At 39.0% G+C, this 18,674-nt stretch carries 24 protein-coding genes; 2 read left to right on the top strand and 22 right to left on the bottom strand.

Features of this window, described 5'->3' with window-relative positions:
- Positions 1-22: 22 nt before the first annotated feature.
- The 20 genes from AB986_RS01845 to AB986_RS01750 all read right to left on the bottom strand — a co-directional run bounded on the left by AB986_RS01845 (position 23) and on the right by AB986_RS01750 (position 15,854).
- The gene (locus AB986_RS01845) at positions 23-1,516 is read right to left on the bottom strand and encodes a spore germination protein (protein WP_048309176.1); all 1,494 of its coding nucleotides are present in this window, start codon (positions 1,514-1,516) and stop codon (positions 23-25) included.
- On the bottom strand, positions 1,497-2,078 hold the full coding sequence (spoVAEA, locus tag AB986_RS01840) for a stage V sporulation protein SpoVABEA (protein WP_048309175.1): 582 nt from the start codon (positions 2,076-2,078) through the stop codon (positions 1,497-1,499). The genes AB986_RS01845 and spoVAEA overlap by 20 nt, the downstream gene beginning before the upstream one ends.
- Before the next feature lie 5 nt (positions 2,079-2,083).
- Positions 2,084-2,434, bottom strand: a complete 351-nt coding sequence (spoVAE, locus tag AB986_RS01835; RefSeq protein WP_048309174.1) for a stage V sporulation protein AE — start codon at positions 2,432-2,434, stop codon at positions 2,084-2,086.
- Complete coding sequence (gene spoVAD / locus AB986_RS01830; protein WP_048309173.1) at positions 2,434-3,447, bottom strand: stage V sporulation protein AD; 1,014 nt, start codon at positions 3,445-3,447, stop codon at positions 2,434-2,436. The genes spoVAE and spoVAD overlap by 1 nt, the downstream gene beginning before the upstream one ends.
- Positions 3,448-3,460: 13 nt before the next feature.
- Positions 3,461-3,919 carry a stage V sporulation protein AC gene (gene spoVAC / locus AB986_RS01825; protein WP_048309172.1) on the bottom strand — a complete coding sequence of 153 codons (459 nt, stop codon included), beginning with the start codon at positions 3,917-3,919 and terminating at the stop codon, positions 3,461-3,463.
- The gene (locus tag AB986_RS01820; protein ID WP_048309171.1) at positions 3,919-4,350 is read right to left on the bottom strand and encodes a stage V sporulation protein AB; all 432 of its coding nucleotides are present in this window, start codon (positions 4,348-4,350) and stop codon (positions 3,919-3,921) included. Before AB986_RS01820 ends, spoVAC begins: the two co-directional genes overlap by 1 nt.
- On the bottom strand, positions 4,347-4,964 hold the full coding sequence (locus tag AB986_RS01815) for a stage V sporulation protein AA (protein ID WP_048309170.1): 618 nt from the start codon (positions 4,962-4,964) through the stop codon (positions 4,347-4,349). The genes AB986_RS01820 and AB986_RS01815 overlap by 4 nt, the downstream gene beginning before the upstream one ends.
- A 136-nt stretch (positions 4,965-5,100) precedes the next feature.
- On the bottom strand, positions 5,101-5,856 hold the full coding sequence (gene sigF, locus AB986_RS01810; protein WP_048309169.1) for an RNA polymerase sporulation sigma factor SigF: 756 nt from the start codon (positions 5,854-5,856) through the stop codon (positions 5,101-5,103).
- Between the two features lie 12 nt (positions 5,857-5,868).
- Positions 5,869-6,309 carry an anti-sigma F factor gene (gene spoIIAB / locus AB986_RS01805; RefSeq protein ID WP_048309168.1) on the bottom strand — a complete coding sequence of 147 codons (441 nt, stop codon included), beginning with the start codon at positions 6,307-6,309 and terminating at the stop codon, positions 5,869-5,871.
- The gene (spoIIAA, locus tag AB986_RS01800) at positions 6,309-6,659 is read right to left on the bottom strand and encodes an anti-sigma F factor antagonist (protein WP_048309167.1); all 351 of its coding nucleotides are present in this window, start codon (positions 6,657-6,659) and stop codon (positions 6,309-6,311) included. Before spoIIAA ends, spoIIAB begins: the two co-directional genes overlap by 1 nt.
- Positions 6,660-6,759: 100 nt before the next feature.
- A complete protein-coding gene (locus AB986_RS01795; protein ID WP_048309166.1) occupies positions 6,760-7,938 on the bottom strand; it encodes a D-alanyl-D-alanine carboxypeptidase family protein in 1,179 nt (392 codons plus the stop codon).
- A gap of 167 nt (positions 7,939-8,105) precedes the next feature.
- Entirely contained in the window at positions 8,106-9,407 is a 1,302-nt protein-coding gene (locus AB986_RS01790) for a pyrimidine-nucleoside phosphorylase (RefSeq protein ID WP_048309165.1), read from the bottom strand.
- A gap of 22 nt (positions 9,408-9,429) precedes the next feature.
- Complete coding sequence (locus AB986_RS01785; RefSeq protein WP_369810596.1) at positions 9,430-10,260, bottom strand: purine-nucleoside phosphorylase; 831 nt, start codon at positions 10,258-10,260, stop codon at positions 9,430-9,432.
- 19 nt (positions 10,261-10,279) lie between these two features.
- Positions 10,280-11,458, bottom strand: a complete 1,179-nt coding sequence (gene deoB / locus AB986_RS01780) for a phosphopentomutase (RefSeq protein WP_048309163.1) — start codon at positions 11,456-11,458, stop codon at positions 10,280-10,282.
- 142 nt (positions 11,459-11,600) lie between these two features.
- Positions 11,601-12,491, bottom strand: coding sequence for a site-specific tyrosine recombinase XerD (xerD, locus tag AB986_RS01775; protein WP_048309162.1), 891 nt, complete (start codon positions 12,489-12,491; stop codon positions 11,601-11,603).
- Positions 12,492-12,503: 12 nt separating this feature from the next.
- On the bottom strand, positions 12,504-12,731 hold the full coding sequence (locus tag AB986_RS01770) for a YqzK family protein (protein WP_048309161.1): 228 nt from the start codon (positions 12,729-12,731) through the stop codon (positions 12,504-12,506).
- Between the two features lie 96 nt (positions 12,732-12,827).
- Positions 12,828-13,310, bottom strand: a complete 483-nt coding sequence (gene fur, locus AB986_RS01765; protein ID WP_048309160.1) for a ferric iron uptake transcriptional regulator — start codon at positions 13,308-13,310, stop codon at positions 12,828-12,830.
- A 120-nt stretch (positions 13,311-13,430) separates the two neighbouring features.
- A complete protein-coding gene (gene spoIIM, locus AB986_RS01760) occupies positions 13,431-14,072 on the bottom strand; it encodes a stage II sporulation protein M (RefSeq protein ID WP_048309159.1) in 642 nt (213 codons plus the stop codon).
- Positions 14,073-14,154: 82 nt separating this feature from the next.
- A complete protein-coding gene (locus AB986_RS01755; RefSeq protein ID WP_048309158.1) occupies positions 14,155-15,309 on the bottom strand; it encodes an endonuclease Q family protein in 1,155 nt (384 codons plus the stop codon).
- Positions 15,310-15,320: 11 nt separating this feature from the next.
- Positions 15,321-15,854: an NUDIX hydrolase gene (locus AB986_RS01750; RefSeq protein ID WP_048309157.1), complete on the bottom strand. Its 534-nt coding sequence runs from the start codon at positions 15,852-15,854 to the stop codon at positions 15,321-15,323.
- Positions 15,855-15,971: 117 nt separating this feature from the next.
- Here AB986_RS01750 and mciZ point away from each other — a divergent pair, with 117 nt between their 5' ends.
- Positions 15,972-16,130 carry a Z-ring formation inhibitor MciZ gene (gene mciZ, locus AB986_RS21325; protein ID WP_084006365.1) on the top strand — a complete coding sequence of 53 codons (159 nt, stop codon included), beginning with the start codon at positions 15,972-15,974 and terminating at the stop codon, positions 16,128-16,130.
- Positions 16,131-16,178: 48 nt separating this feature from the next.
- Here the strand turns inward: mciZ and AB986_RS01745 are convergent, their stop codons facing one another.
- Positions 16,179-16,718, bottom strand: coding sequence for a cysteine hydrolase family protein (locus tag AB986_RS01745; protein WP_048309156.1), 540 nt, complete (start codon positions 16,716-16,718; stop codon positions 16,179-16,181).
- A 146-nt stretch (positions 16,719-16,864) separates the two neighbouring features.
- On the opposite strand from AB986_RS01745, the gene AB986_RS01740 reads away from it, so the two are divergent.
- Positions 16,865-17,776 (top strand): aldo/keto reductase, encoded by a 912-nt coding sequence (locus AB986_RS01740; RefSeq protein WP_048309155.1) that lies wholly within the window; start codon positions 16,865-16,867, stop codon positions 17,774-17,776.
- Between the two features lie 223 nt (positions 17,777-17,999).
- Here AB986_RS01740 and AB986_RS01735 read toward each other — a convergent pair whose 3' ends face one another.
- Positions 18,000-18,671, bottom strand: a complete 672-nt coding sequence (locus AB986_RS01735) for a CoA transferase subunit B (protein WP_152670903.1) — start codon at positions 18,669-18,671, stop codon at positions 18,000-18,002.
- Positions 18,672-18,674 lie beyond the last annotated feature (3 nt).

Below are 18,674 nucleotides of genomic sequence, written 5' to 3'. Positions count from 1 at the left end.
AAGAAATAAATTACCACATATTTTAGGATTCAGCAAGTGGTTTGTCCCGTTGCTTGCTCTTGTTTTGAGGTTCTGTAATACTCGGGCGCAGCTTTGTTAGTGGGACGGATACACGTATAAGCACTTGAATGAATGCTTTCGGATTAAATGGGATAAACGGCCACATGTATGGTGTGTTGAGAGGCCTCAAACTAACTAGAAAGAGAATAACCGCCGTTACTCCTACAATATATCCTGGAACTCCGAAAAAGTAGACACTAAAGAGCAGCACTAACCTTATCAGTTTATTTGCGATAGCTAGTTCGTAACTTGGAGTTGCAAAAGATCCTACCGCAGCGATTGAGACATATAGAATGACTTCAGGTACAAATAATCCAACATCTATCGCAATCTGACCTATTAATACAGCAGCAATAAGCCCCATTGCAGTTGATAAAGGAGTAGGTGTATGAATAGCCGCCATCCTCAAGGTTTCAATACCGATCTCAGCAAGGATAATCTGAAGAAAAATAGGAACATTTGATTTGTCGTTCGGACCAATAAAATCAATCGTCTTTGGAAGCAACTCAGGTTGGTCGACGACTAATAACCATAATGGTAACAACAAGAGTGCAGCAAGCATGCCCCCAAATCGAACCCACCGAAGAAACGCACCCGGAAGAGGCGCTTCACGATATTCTTCTGCATGTTGCACATGATGAAAGAAGGTTGTTGGTGTTATGATTACGCTTGGAGAAGTATCTACAATTATGAGAACATGTCCTTCTAATAAGTGAGAAGCTGCTACATCAGGTCGTTCAGTGTACCTAACTAATGGAAATGGATTGGCAGCCTGATGAACAAGAAATTCTTCAACTGTTTTATCTGCCATTGGTATACCGTCGATGTTAATTTCTTCGAGTTTCTTCTTTATTATTTCAATCAAATTCGGATTGGCTACATCCTGTATATACGTAATACAAACGTCTGTCTTAGAACGCTCACCTATCTGAAAGATTTCGTTACGTAATCTTCCATCTCTAATTCTACGTCTCGTTAAAGCGGTATTTTCAATAATATTTTCAGTATAACCATCTCTTGATCCCCGGATAACTTTCTCAGTGTCTGGTTCTTGAGGTGTTCTACCTGGGTACTTTCGAACATCTATAATAAATGCTTGCTCTTCGCCTTCCATAAAAACAGCAATTAACCCTGATAGTACCTGATCGACCACTTCATCAAACGTTTCAACCACACTAACCTGCTGATGAGGTAAATGATTATGAATGACTTGTTCGAGTTTTACAGTTAGTCTGTGGTGGTCATCAATAAACATCAACTCACGCATGATTTCAACGATAATTGAGGTATCACAAAGACCCGTACAATAATAAAATTGGATTTCTTTGTTTAAAATCTTTAATTTACGAACCCCAACGTCAAAACTTTTACCTATCCCAATTGATTTCGATAGAAACTCTTCATTTTCCTTAATTTTTTTAAATATTTTCTGTTTGTTATCGATCTTGGATGTCATTAAAACCGCTCCTTTCGAGCAGAATTTCAACAGCTTTTAACGTAATTGGAGAACCGACTGCTGGATCATCAATCCCAGACATTTTACCTATATCTCCAACTCCAACAATAATAGGGATATTTAACCGATCTAGAATGGATACCGTATCTCCATCTATTCTTCCAGCCTCCATATCAGCGAAGCCATTTTTATCCACTCCATAATGAGTGAGCTCTCCAGTTCGGTCAATTGACACGTCCACTCTTGTCCACTCAGAAAAGTGTGTTCTTGAAGCAACCGCTATCGCTCCAAGGACTTCAATATCCTCTTCTTCTGCTACAGCTTGCATGGCAAGTTCTCCATATCCTTCACCAGGGAAGCCACTATCATCAAACATGACGAAAACTGGATCATGAGGTGTTTGATGAATGAGAGACACAATTTCATAACCAGCGAGCGGGCTAGGATTCCCTGCTGACTGGCTAATGCACCTACCCCCAATATCATTAGCTACCTTTTCTATTGCCTTTTGTGCATAGAGATCACCGTCGGTTACGAATACAACCCGCCGCTTTTTATTCATTTATCTCACCCCTTTGGTTTAAATAATATTGCTACGATAAATCCAAAAACAATTGCTGAGGATATACCTGCTGAAGTTAGTTTAAAAATCCCCATTGCAATGCCTATAAATCCATGTTCCTCTCCTTGTTGCATTGCTCCATGTAGCAATGAATGTCCAAAGCTTGTGATTGGCACGGTTGCTCCTGCTCCAGCAAACTCAATTAATCGATCATAAATTCCAAATCCATCAAGTACAGCACCGATTACAACAAATGTAGACATAACGTGTGCAGGTGTTAATTTAAAAATATCTAGAAGAAGTTGTCCAACAACACAAATGGCTCCACCAACGGCAAAGGCTATAAAATATTCCATTAGCTAACACCTCCAACTCGCTCAAACACAACTGCATGCGCTATAGCAGGCATGCTCTCTTTTTGTTGAATCATAACCGGGCTGTGGAGACATCCCGTTGCAGTAACAAGTATTTTGTTATACATGCCCTTTCTTAATAAATCAATTAAATGCCCATACGTTACAACGGCAGAACAAGCACAGCCGCTTCCACCAGCAAACACTTCCTTTTGATCCGGTCGATAGATCATTAACCCACAATCATTATGATTATTTGTTATATCAAACCCTTTCTCTAGCAGCAATTCTCTCAGTATAGGCGAACCCACAGATGAAAGATCCCCTGTTACGATCAGGTCATAATCAGTTGGTTTCACAGCTAAATCAGAAAAATGCGCTGCGAGAGTATCTGCGGCTGCAGGTGCCATGGCAGAACCCATATCGAATGGATCTTTTATTCCCCAATCAACAACCTTACCGATTGTAGCTGCAGATATTCTAATATCCGAAACCTCTCGACCAATTAATGCTGCTCCAGCTCCAGTTACTGTTGCAGTGGCCGTTCCGGGCTTCTGTCCACCGTATTCAGTCGGATAACGGAACTGGCGCTCAGCTGTTGCATTATGACTACTTACACCTGCTATTGCATAATTAACAAATTTCCCTTCAACTAGTGAGGAAGCGACCGCTAGAGATTCCATTGAAGAGGAACAAGCACCGAAAACCCCTAAAAATGGAATTTGATTTGTTCTTGCATTATAAGTCGCGCTTACGATTTGATTTAATAAGTCACCTGCTACAAAAACATCTACTTGATCCTGTGTCATTCCCTTCTTTTTCAAGCAGTTGTTAACAGCATCTTCAAGCAATTTACGTTCAGCAAGCTCCCAATTATCCTCATCGCAGTGAAGGTTTTGATACGTAACATCAAATTGATCTCCGAAAGGACCTTCTGCTTCTTTAGGACCCACAGCAGTCCCCACAGACTGTAAATATACGTTTGAGAATTTCCACGATTGATTACCTAGCTTCATCTATGATCTCTCCTTAAAACAAGGCTTTAAAAATCATTCTAACCATTCCTACAATATAAGCGGCAACAACTCCAAATACGATTACAGAACCAGCTAGCTTGAACATATTTGATGCAATTCCAAGCACAATCCCTTCGCTTTTATGTTCTAATGCAGCGCTAGTTATGGAATTAGCAAAACCAGTAACAGGAACGGCCGATCCAGCACCAGCAAACTGACCAAGTTTGTCATACCATCCAAAAGCGGTCAAAAGCGCTGCAAATAGAATTAACGTAGCGACTGTAGGGTTTCCTGCTGTTTCTTTTGAAAAGTCAAATACATTCATATAGAAATTCTGAATCCCTTGCCCCAACATGCAAATGAGTCCCCCAACAACAAAAGCCTTTAGACAATTAAATACGTAAGGCGGTTTCGGTTGATAAGGTTTGATGTTGTCCTTATACTGCCCCTGATCATTAAGTGATTTAGACATTATTTTGCTCCTCCATCTACAAAGATTGTCCAATGAAATAGGGAACCGAACACTTTCCCAAGTACAATGGCCATAAGTAAGATTAGAATTTTGTCAATAAATCCAATACGCTTTGTTAGAATCGGTAATACATTGAGTACCTCTGTTAATGCAGCTGCAAGCATTCCAATAAAAACACCTGCTCCAAGCCCAATTGGAATGACAGTAATTTTCGGTAAGCTAAGTACCGGGTTCCGAAGTGAAAGCCAACTTGAGACAACTGCACCAATGATGATTCCCCATTCATAATAGCGAATAAGGTGCACTGTTTTGGATAGCTGCGTTAGTCTTGGAATAATACCGAGAACAGATAGAAATGCTACAAAACCCGCTCCAACAGCAATTCCTTCTGCAAATCCTACTAACATTACAAAAATAAATTGTGCATTCATGGTTTCTTTTGTCCGTTTTCTTCATTTTCATGAACAATGACATACTGGTCGAGGTCCTGCTGGTAATTAAACATTTCTACCTCTAATGGACTTGGTTCCTCATTAAACCGCTTTTTGAATAAGTGATTAAAAAATAGGATCATCCCAATTCCTAACCCAAGAGAATAAGGGACTTGCAGGAGAAGAGGTTTAGGGTTATCAATTCCTGTCACAATTTTGTAGATCTGCTGGTGAACTTCCCTCATGCTTACGTCTTCATGGAAGTTCATGATGGCTAGTGCTGCACCAATAAATAATAGGCACCAGATAAGCACAAAATAGATCGGTGCTAATTTTTTCTTAGGGAACTGCACCTCTATAATGGTTTGCGTTGGACCAACCACCTGAATCTCAAGTTCTGGAATACCTTGTTGAATTACGGCTATTACTTTCATAACATCAATAACAATAAGGTTTTTATCTTCTTTGGTGATTTGATAAATTGGCATTTTCTCTACTTTGGAGCAGAACGCTTCATCACCAATAAGTTGAGCAATATTCCCAATGACCAGTTTTGCATAAGGGGACACTTTGTTTTTCTGTCTAAGCCTAAGATAGATTACTTCTTTTTGCATTATCCTCTGCCTCCTTATTCGAGGGGCATATTGCTTATAGTATGTTTCTGCCAATTAACTCTCATTCTAAAGGCACTAATGTTCCATTAATTCCCTTGGAATGGTGGATATCTCTACAAACAAAAAAACAGACGAGCTATTTGCTCATCTGTTCTTTAATTTGCTTTAATATTTTCTTCTCTAGTCTTGAAACCTGCACCTGTGATATTCCGAGACGTTCTGCTACTTCCGATTGTGTTTGATCCTTATAATATCTTAAATACACAATTAGTCTTTCTCTAGTATCAAGGTATTGCAGCGCTTCTTTTAGAGCAAGCTTATCAAACCACGCTGTATCCGTATTATCAGCAATTTGATCCAATAAAGTAATTGGATCACCATCATTCTCATAAACGGTTTCATGGATTGAGGAAGGTGCTCGTACAGCTTCTTGCGCCATCACTACTTCTTCAGGCGTTACCTCTATTCTCTCAGCTATTTCATTAATAGTAGGTGTTCTTCCAAGCGATTTCGATAACTCATCTTTAGCTTTTCGCACTTTGTTGCCAGTTTCCTTAAGTGAGCGGCTTACCTTAACGGTTCCATCATCTCGAATAAAGCGCTGAATTTCCCCAATAATCATAGGAACTGCATAGGTGGAGAATTTAACATCGTAACTGAGATCGAATTTATCAACGGATTTTAACAGACCTATACAACCAATTTGAAATAAATCATCCGCTTCATACCCTCGATTTAGAAATCGTTGAACAACGGACCAGACAAGCCTCATGTTCTTTTGTACAATGTGATCTCTTGCGTCCTGGTCACCGTTCTGGCTTTGTTTAATCAATTCCTTCACTTCATCAGGCTTTAGTTGCGATTGTTTTCCTTTTCTAACCTCCACGTCCATATGCAGGTCCCCTTAATTACATAGCGCTTTATTTTTTGATAAGTACTTCATTAAGTGAATTGTCGTACCCTGACCACTTGCTGATTCCACTTTTACCTCATCCATGAAATTTTCCATAATTGTAAACCCCATGCCAGAGCGTTCAAGCTCCGGCTTTGTAGTAAAGAGTGGCTGTCTTGCCTCATCTAGATCTTGAATTCCAATCCCTGTATCACGGATTGTTAGATTGACTGTATCATCGTTTAACTCTACTGAAATAAAAACCTTTTCCTCTGAATTATCTTCATAACCGTGAATTATCGCATTTGTAACCGCTTCGGATACCACTGTTTTGATTTCTGTTAGTTCATCAACAGTCGGATCAAGCTGTGCAATAAAAGCCGCAACAGTAACGCGCGCAAATGACTCGTTTTGACTGAGAGCAGAGAATTCAATGTCCATTCGATTTCTCATTATGCCACCCCCAGAGTTGCGAGAGCATGCTGCTCATCTGCCTCAAGCCTCACGATTTTAAATAACCCTGACATTTCAAATAATCTTTTTACTGGTCCCGAAATAGAACAGACTACCATCTCACCGCCAAAACTTTTCACCTTATTGTACCGTCCAAGAATGACGCCTAGACCTGAACTATCCATAAACGTTAATCCCTCAAGACTAAGCACAATATGTTCAATTTTGCGTTCTTCAATAATTAAGTCTACCCTGCCTCTTAGTTCTTCAGCTGTATGATGATCCAGCTCCCCATCAAGTCGAATTAAAAGAACGGGATGTCTCACTTCCAGGTTGATCGAAAGACTCACGTAACATTCCTCCTCATGTTTGCTTGTGAGTTTTTTCTCTCTTTACAGGGTCAAATCCTTCTTCGTGACAAAACTAGTGGCCGTTCGATTAAAGTTTTAATCACCTGACATTTTGAGAAGGGGTTTTGGCGAACTGTGAAGCGGTTCGTTTCATTAACTGCCACCATGAAGCTGGATTGATATTTTCAGAAGAAAGAACAGGGGAAGTCGCAGTTACGTTTCCATCTATTTTCACGGACAACACCCCAACTTCATCGCCTTTCTTTATAGGTGTCTCTATGGAATCATTCATTTTAATAGATGTCGTAATGTCACCATTTTCTTGCCCTTTCTTTAAAAGAACAGACACTCGTTCAGAAGTAATAACATCCATTAACGATTGATCACCTTTATTTACTTCAACTTTTTTAACTGTGTGATGACGATCAAAAAGCTTTTGCGTTTTGTATTGTGAAAAAGCATAATCAAAAAGCTTTGAAATTTCTGCATTACGAACTTTTGGTGTTGGAGCACCCATCACAACCGCTACAACGCGCATATCATCTCTTTTTGCTGTTGCTGTTAAACAATACTTTGCTTCTCTTGTAAAGCCTGTCTTTAATCCATCAACACCTGGATAGAATTTCACTAATTTATTCGTATTAACAAGCCAGAACTTCTTATCTGAATCCTGTCGTAAGTAATCTTCATAAAGCCCTGTGTACTTCGTTATCAACTCATATTTCAATAATTCTTTCGCCATTAACGCCATATCATTAGCAGTAGAATAATGGTTCTTAGCCGGTAAACCTGTTGGGTTTACAAAATGAGTATGTTTAAGCCCCATTTCACTTGCCTTTTCATTCATTTCGTTAACGAACTCTTCTTCTGAACCAGATATTGCTTCTGCCATTGCAACAGATGCGTCGTTACCGGATGCTATTGCAATACCTTTCAGCATATCGTTAGCTGTCATTTCTTCACCGGCCTCAAGGAAAATCTGGGACCCACCCATTGAAGCAGCATATTCACTTGTTCTAATTTTTTGGTCGAGATTTATTTTGCCGCTCTCAATCGCTTCCATTATTAGTATCATCGTCATGATTTTCGTCATACTTGCAGGAGGAAGCTTTTTATCACTATCTTTTTCAAATAATACTGCACCTGTATCTCGCTCAATCAGAATAGCAGATGAAGAATTCTCTGCGATTTTCGTCTTAGATTCTTCTGCATTTGCAAAAGTTGGAACCAGCAAACTTCCTCCCAGCAAGATGGCGAGCAATGTTGCAACAACTTTCATAGGTGATCCCTCCATTCTTAGTATTACAAGGTTTTCCATCCTACTGGAAAAATATACGAACTCCATCTCAGTAATTGGTTGCAAATCCAATACTAAGTGGCAATAAGCTGTCAATAAAAGCAGAGCAAATAAAAAAAGCCTCCATTTAGGAGGCTTCCTTGATTAACTTAGTTAATCACTTTATAAATTAATTGATGTTTCTCGCGCACTTCTTTTGAAAGCGAATAAGCTTCGTTAATTTTTTCAATTGAATTCGTTGGTTCTTCATCATCACTATGAAGCACAACAAGTACTTCACCTTTAGTTACTTGATCGCCAACTTTTTTCTTAAGCGTTATCCCAACGCCATGATTAATTTGATCGTCTTTCGTTGCTCGACCTGCACCAAGGTACATAGCTGCTACCCCAATGGATTCAGCATCAATTTCAGAAACATATCCATCCTGCTCTGCAGTTACTTCAATGTGATACTTCGACTGAGGAAGTTTCGTTAAGTCATCAATGACACTCACATCGCCACCCTGTGCTTTAACAAGCGTTCTAAATGATTCGAAAGCTTTACCATTCTGAAGGTTTTGCTCAAGGGTTTTGTAAGCTGAATCGAAATCTTCAAATGCACCTGCAAGCACAGTCATATGTGAAGCTAGTTCAAGAGAAAGAAGACGAAGATCTTCAATGTTCTCACCTTGAAGAACCTGACAAGCTTCACGCACTTCGTTTGCATTCCCAACTTCAAAACCAAGCGGTTGATTCATGTCACTAATTACAGCAACCGTATTACGACCAAGGTTATTTCCGATGTTCACCATTTCTCTTGCAAGTGATTCAGAATCCTCTAGTTTCTTCATAAATGCACCAGAACCTGTCTTAACATCTAGAACGATCCCATCCGCACCAGAAGCAAGCTTTTTACTCATGATGGAGCCAGCGATTAGAGGAATGGAGTCAACTGTAGCAGTTACATCTCGAAGAGCGTAGAGCTTTTTATCAGCAGGGGCAAGATTTCCTGTTTGACCTGCAACTGAAAGCTTGTGCGTGTTTACATTATTCACAAACTCTTCTTTCGTCATTTCGATATGGAAACCTTTGATTGATTCAAGTTTATCTAGGGTACCCCCTGTATGTCCAAGTCCACGACCAGACATTTTTGCAACCGGAACACCAACAGATGCAACCAATGGTCCAACAATAAATGTCGTTTTGTCGCCAACTCCACCTGTTGAGTGCTTGTCCACTTTATGACCTTCAATAGCAGAAAGGTCAATAGTTTCACCTGATTCCACCATTGCTTGCGTTAGCGTAGCTGTCTCATTCGACTTCATTCCATTAAAATAGATAGCCATCATTAGGGCAGAAGCCTGATAATCAGGGATTTCACCTATTGTATATCCTTCAATAAAGAAGTTTATTTCCTCTTTCGTTAGTTCCTTGCCGTTACGCTTTTTTTGAATTACATCTACCATTCTCACTGGAATAGCTCTCCCTTCAATTCTAAACCATTTTACTTACAATCGTTTTAACAAGTAATAAAAAATTTGATTTAACTAATTCAGTCGTCTCAATCACCTCATCATGATGGAGTGGTTGATCAAGAATGCCAGCAGCCATATTAGATATGCAAGAGATTCCAAGGACTTCCATACCTGCATGTCTTGCGATAATCACTTCCGGTACTGTAGACATACCGACCGCATCTCCTCCAAGCGTTCTTAGCATGCGAACCTCAGCAGGCGTTTCATAAGTGGGACCTGTATTCCCAACGTATACACCTGACTGGAGCTTCAATCCGAGGTCTTTCGCAGTTTCATGCGCTAGCTCTTGGAATTTAGCAGAATAGGCTGTTGACATATCAGGAAAACGAGGACCAAATTCTTTACTATTAGGGCCGATTAAAGGATTTGTTCCAAAGTTATTGATATGATCGGAAATAACCATTAAATCACCTGGCTGAAATGACTCATTTATACCACCTGCAGCATTTGTGACGATCACTTTATCAATTCCAAGCTCTTTCATTACACGCACGGGGAACGTTACTTTATCCATTGGATAGCCCTCATAGAAATGAAATCTTCCTTGCATAGCTGCAACTGTTTTACCATTTAAGGTACCAAATACAAACTGTCCAGCATGTCCTTCAACTGTTGATACAGGGAAATTAGGAATATCGCTATATGGAATGTGCACAGGGTTTTCAATTTCCTCAGCTAGTACACCAAGGCCTGAACCTAGAATAAGTCCAATCTCAGGGTGAAGTTCTCCCACTTGCTCTGAAATATAAGACGAAGCGTCTTGAATCTCTTGTTTAACTACAGTCATCATTTGTTCCTCCTCTTAATTCCTACAACTTGTTAAGAAAGCTTGTACCATGTTCTGGCAAGCTCACTTCAAAATTCTCAGCTACAGTCGCACCGATATCTGCAAACGTTTTGCGGATACCAATGTCTTTCCCTTCTTCAATACCTTTATGATATGCAAGCAATGGGACATACTCTCTTGTATGATCTGTTCCGTGATGAACTGGATCGTTACCATGATCGGCCGTAATTAACAGTAGATCATCTTCTTTCATTCGTTCAAGCACTTCAGCAAGTCTTACGTCATACTCTTCTAACGCTTCTCCGTAGCCTTGTGGGTCACGTCTATGTCCATAGAGTGCATCAAAATCAACAAGATTTAAGAAGCTAAGCCCATTAAATTGCATTTGTTGAGTCTCAAGTAATTTATCCATTCCATCCATATTCGATTTTGTACGTAGAGATTTTGTTACTCCCTCTTCATCATATATGTCTGAAATTTTTCCAATGGCAATAACATCTTTGTCATTGTCCTTTAATTCATTCATAACAGTATGACCGAAAGGCTTGAGAGCATAATCGTGTCGATTGGAAGTACGCTTATAATCGCCAGCTTCTCCTAAAAATGGTCTCGCAATAACTCGGCCAACCATGTATTCTTCAGCTTTTGTCATTTCTCTTGCAATCTCACAAATGTGGTACAATTCGTCCAATGGAACAACGTCTTCATGCGCAGCAATTTGAAGAACAGAGTCTGCAGAAGTATAAACGATAATTGCACCAGTTTTCACTTGCTCTTCACCGAGCTCAACAAGAATTTCAGTTCCTGATGCTGGTTTGTTTCCGATAACCTTTCGTCCTGTTCTTCTTTCAAGTTCGGAAATTAATTTGTCAGGAAAGCCATCTGGAAATGTACGGAAGGGTTGTTCAATATGAAGCCCCATGATCTCCCAGTGTCCAGTCATTGTATCTTTCCCATTAGATGCTTCCATCATTTTAGTGTAATGTGCCATTGGCTTGTTGGCTTTCGGTACGCCATTTAACTCACGAATGTTACCTAGTCCAAGTTTCTCCATATTAGGCATCTTAAGACCGTTCATATGATCTGCAATGTGTCCGAGCGTATCAGCACCTTTATCATTAAACTTCTCAGCATCCGGAGCTTCACCGATCCCTACTGAATCCATTACGACAAGAAATACCCTTTTAAAACGTTTTGTCATCTTAATCCTCCTCTTGTGAATCTACTTCAATTACTATTCCCTTTCGCAAAACAAAAAACACGTTCATGAATGCGTTTGCGAAACTAGAAAAAAGAAAAATCTGGTCATAGACCAGACGAACTTTCTGGATAAAAGCCTGTCCTCAGGCTCTTGGATGATAGGTTGAATAAATATCCTTTAACCTTGTTTTTGTTACATGAGTATAAATCTGTGTTGTTGAAATATCAGCATGTCCAAGAAGTTCTTGAACTGCTCTTAAGTCGGCACCGTTTTCTAATAAATGTGTCGCAAAAGAATGTCTTAACGTATGTGGAGTAAGCGGCTTTACAATATTCGCTTTAATCGCAAGCTTTTTAAGCATTTTCCAGAAACCTTGCCTAGATAGTCTCTCACCACGATGATTTAGGAATAACATATCCGTTTTCTTCTGCTTCATCAACTGAGGTCTTCCCTCGTCGAGGTAAGTTGTCAAAGCATCTCTAGCCATTTTACCAAGAGGGACAATTCTCTCTTTATTCCCCTTACCGATAGTACGAATGAAACCCATTGTAAGATGAACATCTTCCATCTGCAAATCTACAAGTTCCGAAACGCGCAAACCTGTTGCATATAACACTTCTAACATCGCACGATCCCTTTTTCCAAACGGGGTCGAGTAATCAGGTGCTTCCAACAGCTCTTCAACTTCCGTAGTTGAAAGAATCTTAGGTAGTTTTCGCTCAGTCTTTGGTGTTTCAATATGTACTGACGGATCCTGATCCACTGCTTTTTCCCTTAACAAGAATTGATGAAAAGAACGAATGGAAGCAATGTTTCGGGCAATAGTTGTCGAAGCTTTCCCACTATCTTTAAGTTCATATAAATAGTTCACAATATGAACTCGACGGACTTCACCAAGGGACACAAGCGCTTCTTTCTCTTTGAGATGAACAACATATTGAGCTAAATCTCTCCTATATGCATCGAGAGTATTTTTTGACAAGCTACGCTCAACAATTAAATAGTGTAAAAAATCCTGTACTTGATCTTCCATTGTAAACGCTCCTTATTCACCTGTCTGGTAAAACAAACCGAGCCTTTCAAGGAATGTATGCTGGGTAGTGGTTTCCATCTGAACAACTTTCACTGCTTTTCCCTGAGGAACATCATACCTGTGATAATTCTGGTATTCTTGATTTACCCAAAGAATTCCGAAGTAAAATAATAATGTACATCCAGTAAATAGCAAGAAAACTTTCATTGTATCTAAAACAAGTAATAGACCCTTTCTCAATCTAACGCACCTCCATCTCTAGTAAAAGATATGCCAGCGATGGAGATTTTTATACATCGTTAGGTATAATTAGGGTCTATATAGGATTGTAATGAATTATGAATGGTTAGTAGCTGCTTGTTCTTGTTGTTCTGGATCTTCTTGCTTTTGACAACGATAACAGATACCGTGAAATGTTAACCTATGATCCTTAATTTTGAAGTTCCAGTCATTCTCAACGACTTTTTCTACATCGCCAAGTAAATCCTCTTGAATCTCATCCACTGCTCCACATTCAATACAAACCAAATGGTGATGAAAATGGGCAGCACCTTCTTGCCTTAAATCAAATCTTGAAACACCGTCTCCAAAGTTGATTTTATCAACAATTTTCAATTCTGCAAGAAGCTCTAACGTTCTATAAACAGTTGCAAGACCAATTTCAGGAGATTTTTCTTTAACGAGAAGATATACATCCTCTGCACTTAAATGATCTTCTTCATTCTCAAGAAGAACTCTTACAGTTGCTTCTCTTTGAGGAGTAAGCTTATAGCTTTGAGAATGAAGGTGTTTCTTAATTCGATCGATTCTGCTTTCCATATCCCATTCCCCTCCCTCGATCGATGCCATTTTCATTATAAGCAGTAGGAAAATAGGTGTCAAATTAAAATCATTATCATTCGATTTTTGTAATCAACATTAATTGATAATAATTATAATTTAATCAAAGTCAACAACTGCTTTAATTAATCCTGGTGATAAATAAGCTTCAAACCAAGCTGCAATACAAAGAACTCCGAGCGTACAAACCACTAGTGCTGAGAACCTTAAGAAAGGAGGTAGAATTAATTCCGTTCTTCTTTTCATAAAAAGTTGCCTCATTAGCCTAAGAGAAAAGGTTAAGGACGCGGTTCCCACGACTATCATAGCTGGTACAGCAAGGATGTTTTGAGGAAAGACTGAAACAAATGCAAGAAAAAAACCTTTCCAACTCATCTGATTAACAAGAAATCCTACAGTAAAACCTACAACGATTCCTTTAAGAAATAACATAATTAGTACGATTGGTAATCCAATAATCGTTAGACCTAGAATCCACATCAAACCAATGTACTTCACATAGTGAGTAAAACTTTGCTGAAACATTTCAGAGGCTGTAGCAAATTGCCCGTCAGAGACTTGTCCAAAGAATCTACTTAAATAAATAGCAAGATCTTCTTTTTGAGTAAGACTTAAACTATTTACAATAATGGCGCCGAAAACAATTCCCATAAGAAACAAGACGGCTATGAATGTGTATAAAGATAAATGATCTGATAGATGGGCAGAAATACTCTGCTTCAACTGCCTACTCCGATTCATAAGACATCCCCCTTTGCACTACCTTTGGTTAAGTCTATGAATCGGGTTATAAAGGTATGACAGTATTGCTAGATTGTCACCTCTAGCCAATTACTTTGCCGTATGTACCGCCCCCACCCTGTTTAAAGATGAGTTCTCCATTTCTTGAAAGCTCGATTAAGTGTGCAAGTTTATCCCCAACAATGCTTGTAAGTTCCTCCTTACTTGCACGGTGAAGAATGTTCATTTCTGTTCCAAAATAGTCGAGAAGTCGCTCCAAGGTTTTTGGACCTATTCCTGGAATGAATTCAAGCGGTACATGATGAATATAGGGAGGACGAGTGGGTGAGCTAGAGCTAGAACTTAATTCATTTATCCGATTCGACACGCCTTTCACTACATGCTTGCTTCCGCATTCCATACATTGATTTCCTTCTGCAGTGCTGTTGCAATCAGAACAAATGGTTTCATAATACTTCCCTAATTCCGGATTCAATCCATAATTTGCTATAATTTCACACCCGTCAATTCCCTTGAGTGCATTCTTCCAATCAGTGAATGTTGGCGCTGCAAGAAGCATATGCTGATATTCTCTTGCAATCTTTGGTGTAGAATGTGCATCTGAATTCGTTAGAAAAGGATATTCATGCAGCTCCTCAATTTGATCAGCCATCATTGTATTTGAAGATAAACCAAGTTCGACAGCATCAATTCGTGTAGGATCAAACACTTCAGAAATTGATTGCATTACTCCTTTGCCATAAAGGCTTTTGAACGGCGTAAAGATATGAGCTGGAATGAATAGACCACCAAGTTCCTTAGCTTTCTTCTGAATAACAATGGCATCTTCATAGATCCGTTGCGAACTTAAGTTAATATTCTTCATTCTTGCACTTAACCACTCTGAAAAATGTTTCATTTGCGCTAATTTTGGCAAATACACTAATACATGAATTGGACCATTGCAATTTTGATCATAGATTTCAAATTCAGTCCCTAGAATAAGTGTGAGTGAACCAAATCTTATTCCACCATTATGTAGCTCATGCCCCTCGCCAACTAAGATTCTATTATCGAGTTCTTGAATTACTTCAGGAACGTGACAATCAATGATTCCAATCATATCTAATCCTTTTCGTTCTGAGGACTCTGTTAATATATTTGAAAGAGTAAGGGAGTTGGATCCAGTTATTTTAACTGGCTTTCCCGAAGCTGTCCTTCCAATGTGAATATGAAAATCAGCAAAAATATGTTGCATTGATCTCACCTTTACTTCATTTTCAAATACATTAATGCATAAGCTGTTTTTGCATCATGAATTTCTTCAGTTTCAAGCATTTTTTCCATTTCTTCTAATGATAAATGGAGTACATCTAAAAACTCATCTTCATCAGCAGCTTGCTCACCATTTTTCTCCAAGCCCTTTGCTACGTATAAATGGACAAGCTCATTCGCAAATCCCGGTGAAGTGTAGAAAGAAATAAGTTTATCTAACGATTCACAAGTGTACCCTGTTTCTTCCTCAAGCTCTCGGACAGCTGTTACTTCAGGCTTTTCTCCAGGTTCAAGTTTACCAGCGGGTATTTCAACAATGGCTTTCTTCAGTGCTTTTCGATACTGCCTTACAGCTAATATCTTGTTATCAGGGGTAATCGCAATTACAGCAACTGCCCCGGGATGATCAATTAATTCGCGTTTACTACTTTTCCCGTTTGGTAACTCGACGTCTTCTACTCTTACATTAATAATTCGACCTTCATAAATTGTTTCTGAATGTAGGGTCTTTTCATATAGATGGTCCATTACTACTCATCTCCTCGTTCTAAAAATTCGGTACGATACATAAAGTCTATCACAAGAGACAGATAATAGGGAAAGCAAGGCATTCCATTATGTATCGATCTATTAGGAGGTTTTGATATGAAAGTTTACATTCAACCAAACGGTGTAACGATGGTAGGAAAACCAAAGCAAATTCAATTAATGCTTAAACATTATATGAATCATTACGAAACCATCGAAGAATGGATTCAAGCTCCTTCCATTCGAACAAAATCACACTTACGCTTAATACAATAATGATCCAGTAACTAAGAAAAGCTGCCTACGTAAGGCAGCTTTTCTTAGTTATCTGATTTCAGTTTTAAAGATTGTTTCCATTTGTTCTAGAAAAATATCATGATGAGCAGAAAACGTTGCCATACAAGACCTATGTGCAACCGTTTTAAATCCTCTTGCATAAGCACCATAGGCAGTTAAAAAGTCGCAAATGTCCGTACAAACACCTGTGAGGTGAACAGTTTTAACACTTCTTGATGTTAATAGTTCTTCTAAGTTCGTTTGATAAAATGCATCATATTCTGGTTTTGGTACATAAGAAACAAGTGGATGCGTTTTATTAGATTCGTACCAGTGATTGAGTTCGCCGTATAATTCCTGTCCCCACGTCCCTTTTACATTATGTACTGGCCATAAGTTAAAATGAGAATCTTCTTTTTCGTGTGCATCCATACAAATCACCACTTCTTTACCCTCATTGAGAAAAGCGTTAGCAAGTGAAACAATATTTGAAACAACTGCTTGTCCTTTCTCCCCTACTGTCAGTCCACCGTTATCGTGAATAAAATCATTACTCATATCAATGATTAAAAGCGCCTCATTACCCATTATACCGCCTCCTAATGCTATTACTATAGCAAGAGAACACACAGCTGACAAGACAGATCTCGCGATGAACAAACTCAAAATATTGGCATCAAACCTCCTATCACGGTACACTTAATTTAGGTATATAATGGGAGGTATTGATAACAATGAAGAAAAACCAACTTGGAAAATCAGAACTTTATGTGAGCGAAATCGGATTAGGAACAATGTCACTTGGAACAGATCGTGATAAAGGAATTTCATTGATCCATGAAGCACTGGATAACGGTGTTAATTTCATTGACACAGCGGATTTATATGATTTCGGTTCAAATGAAGAGATTGTAGGTCAAGCCCTCAAAGATAGAAGAGATTCCGTCATCTTAGCTTCGAAAGGTGGAAACCACTGGGAGGAAGGAAAAGACGGATGGTATTGGGACCCATCCAAAAAACACATTAAAGAAGCCTTGAAAAAGAGTCTACTTCGCTTACAAACAGATTATATTGATTTGTATCAATTGCACGGTGGCACTATAGAAGATCCTATGGATGAAACAATAGAAGCATTCGATGAATTAAAACAAGAAGGTCTTATTCGAGAGTATGGTATTTCTAGTATTCGTCCTAATGTGATACGAGAATTTATCGAACGATCATCCATTGCTACTGTGATGATGCAATATAGTATCCTCGATCGAAGACCTGAGGAAGAAATACTTGATTTACTAAATGAAAATGAGATCAGCGTTATCGCACGTGGACCACTTGCAAAAGGTATGCTAACCGATCGTTATGACGAAAAAGTTAAAGAAGATGGTTTCCTAGGTTATTCAAAATATGATGTACTGGATGTCGTTAAGCAACTTTCAGAGTTAAAAGGTGAGCATCGGAACATCACGCAAACAGCCCTTCGCTATGCGCTTGCACATCCTGCCGTAGCAACTGTCATTCCTGGAGCAAGTAAGAGTGAGCAGCTTCTTGCTAATTTAACAACACAGAATGCGCCTGAATTATCACTTGATGAGGTAAGAAAATTCCGTGAGATTTCAAGCGCAAATAAATATGATAAGCACCGCTAACTAACAACAAAGAGCGCAGTCATCAGGAACTGCGCTCTTTTCGTATACATTGTTGCTATAAGAGTGGGTTAATTTCCGCTTCAGATGCTCGCTTTCCGCAGGGCGGGCGGTGAGCACCTGAAGCGGAAATGAGCTAAGTGTGGCTTTAATTTATATTAACTTCTTTCAAAAGCAACAAATTTTTAGAAAAAGCCTTTTAAAAAAAATATACCTTAAATGAAATTTAGAAAGCATTAAGTTTAACATCACCAATAACAATGTCTGGCTCTGTAGAGTCTTTAATATCATCGATGCTAAAACCAGTTGCAACTTCTATTAGTACAAGACCTTTTTCTGTTACATCAAATACAGCTCGATCTGTAATAATACGATCAACAACACCTTTACCGGTTAATGGAAGTGTACAGGCCGATAATATTTTGGGTTCACCATTCTTATTAACATGATCCATGATAACTACAATTCGTTTTGCGCCGTGGACGAGATCCATAGCCCCACCCATTCCTTTAATCATCTTACCTGGTATCATCCAGTTAGCAAGGTCTCCATCCTTGGATACTTCCATTCCGCCAAGGATCGCTACATCTATATGACCACCTCTGATCATTGAAAAAGATTCAGCGCTATCAAAATAAGAAGCTCCTTGCATAGCAGTAACCGTTTCTTTTCCAGCGTTTATTAAATCGGGATCTACTTCACCTTCAGAAGGGTATGGTCCAATACCTAGTAGACCGTTTTCCGATTGTAAGACTACTTTTTTACCTTCTGGGATATAATTGGCGACCATTGTTGGCATCCCTATTCCTAAATTCACATAGAAACCATCAAGTATTTCCTTTTCTGCACGTCTTGCAATCTTTTCACGTACTACCGCTTTATCCACTTTAACCATCATAAT

It is taken from the genome of Guptibacillus hwajinpoensis (genome assembly GCF_001039475.1).
Lineage (GTDB): Bacteria > Bacillota > Bacilli > Bacillales > Guptibacillaceae > Guptibacillus > Guptibacillus hwajinpoensis.
Note: the sequence above shows the minus strand (reverse complement) of the source record. Positions and strands in the feature narration are given on the sequence as shown.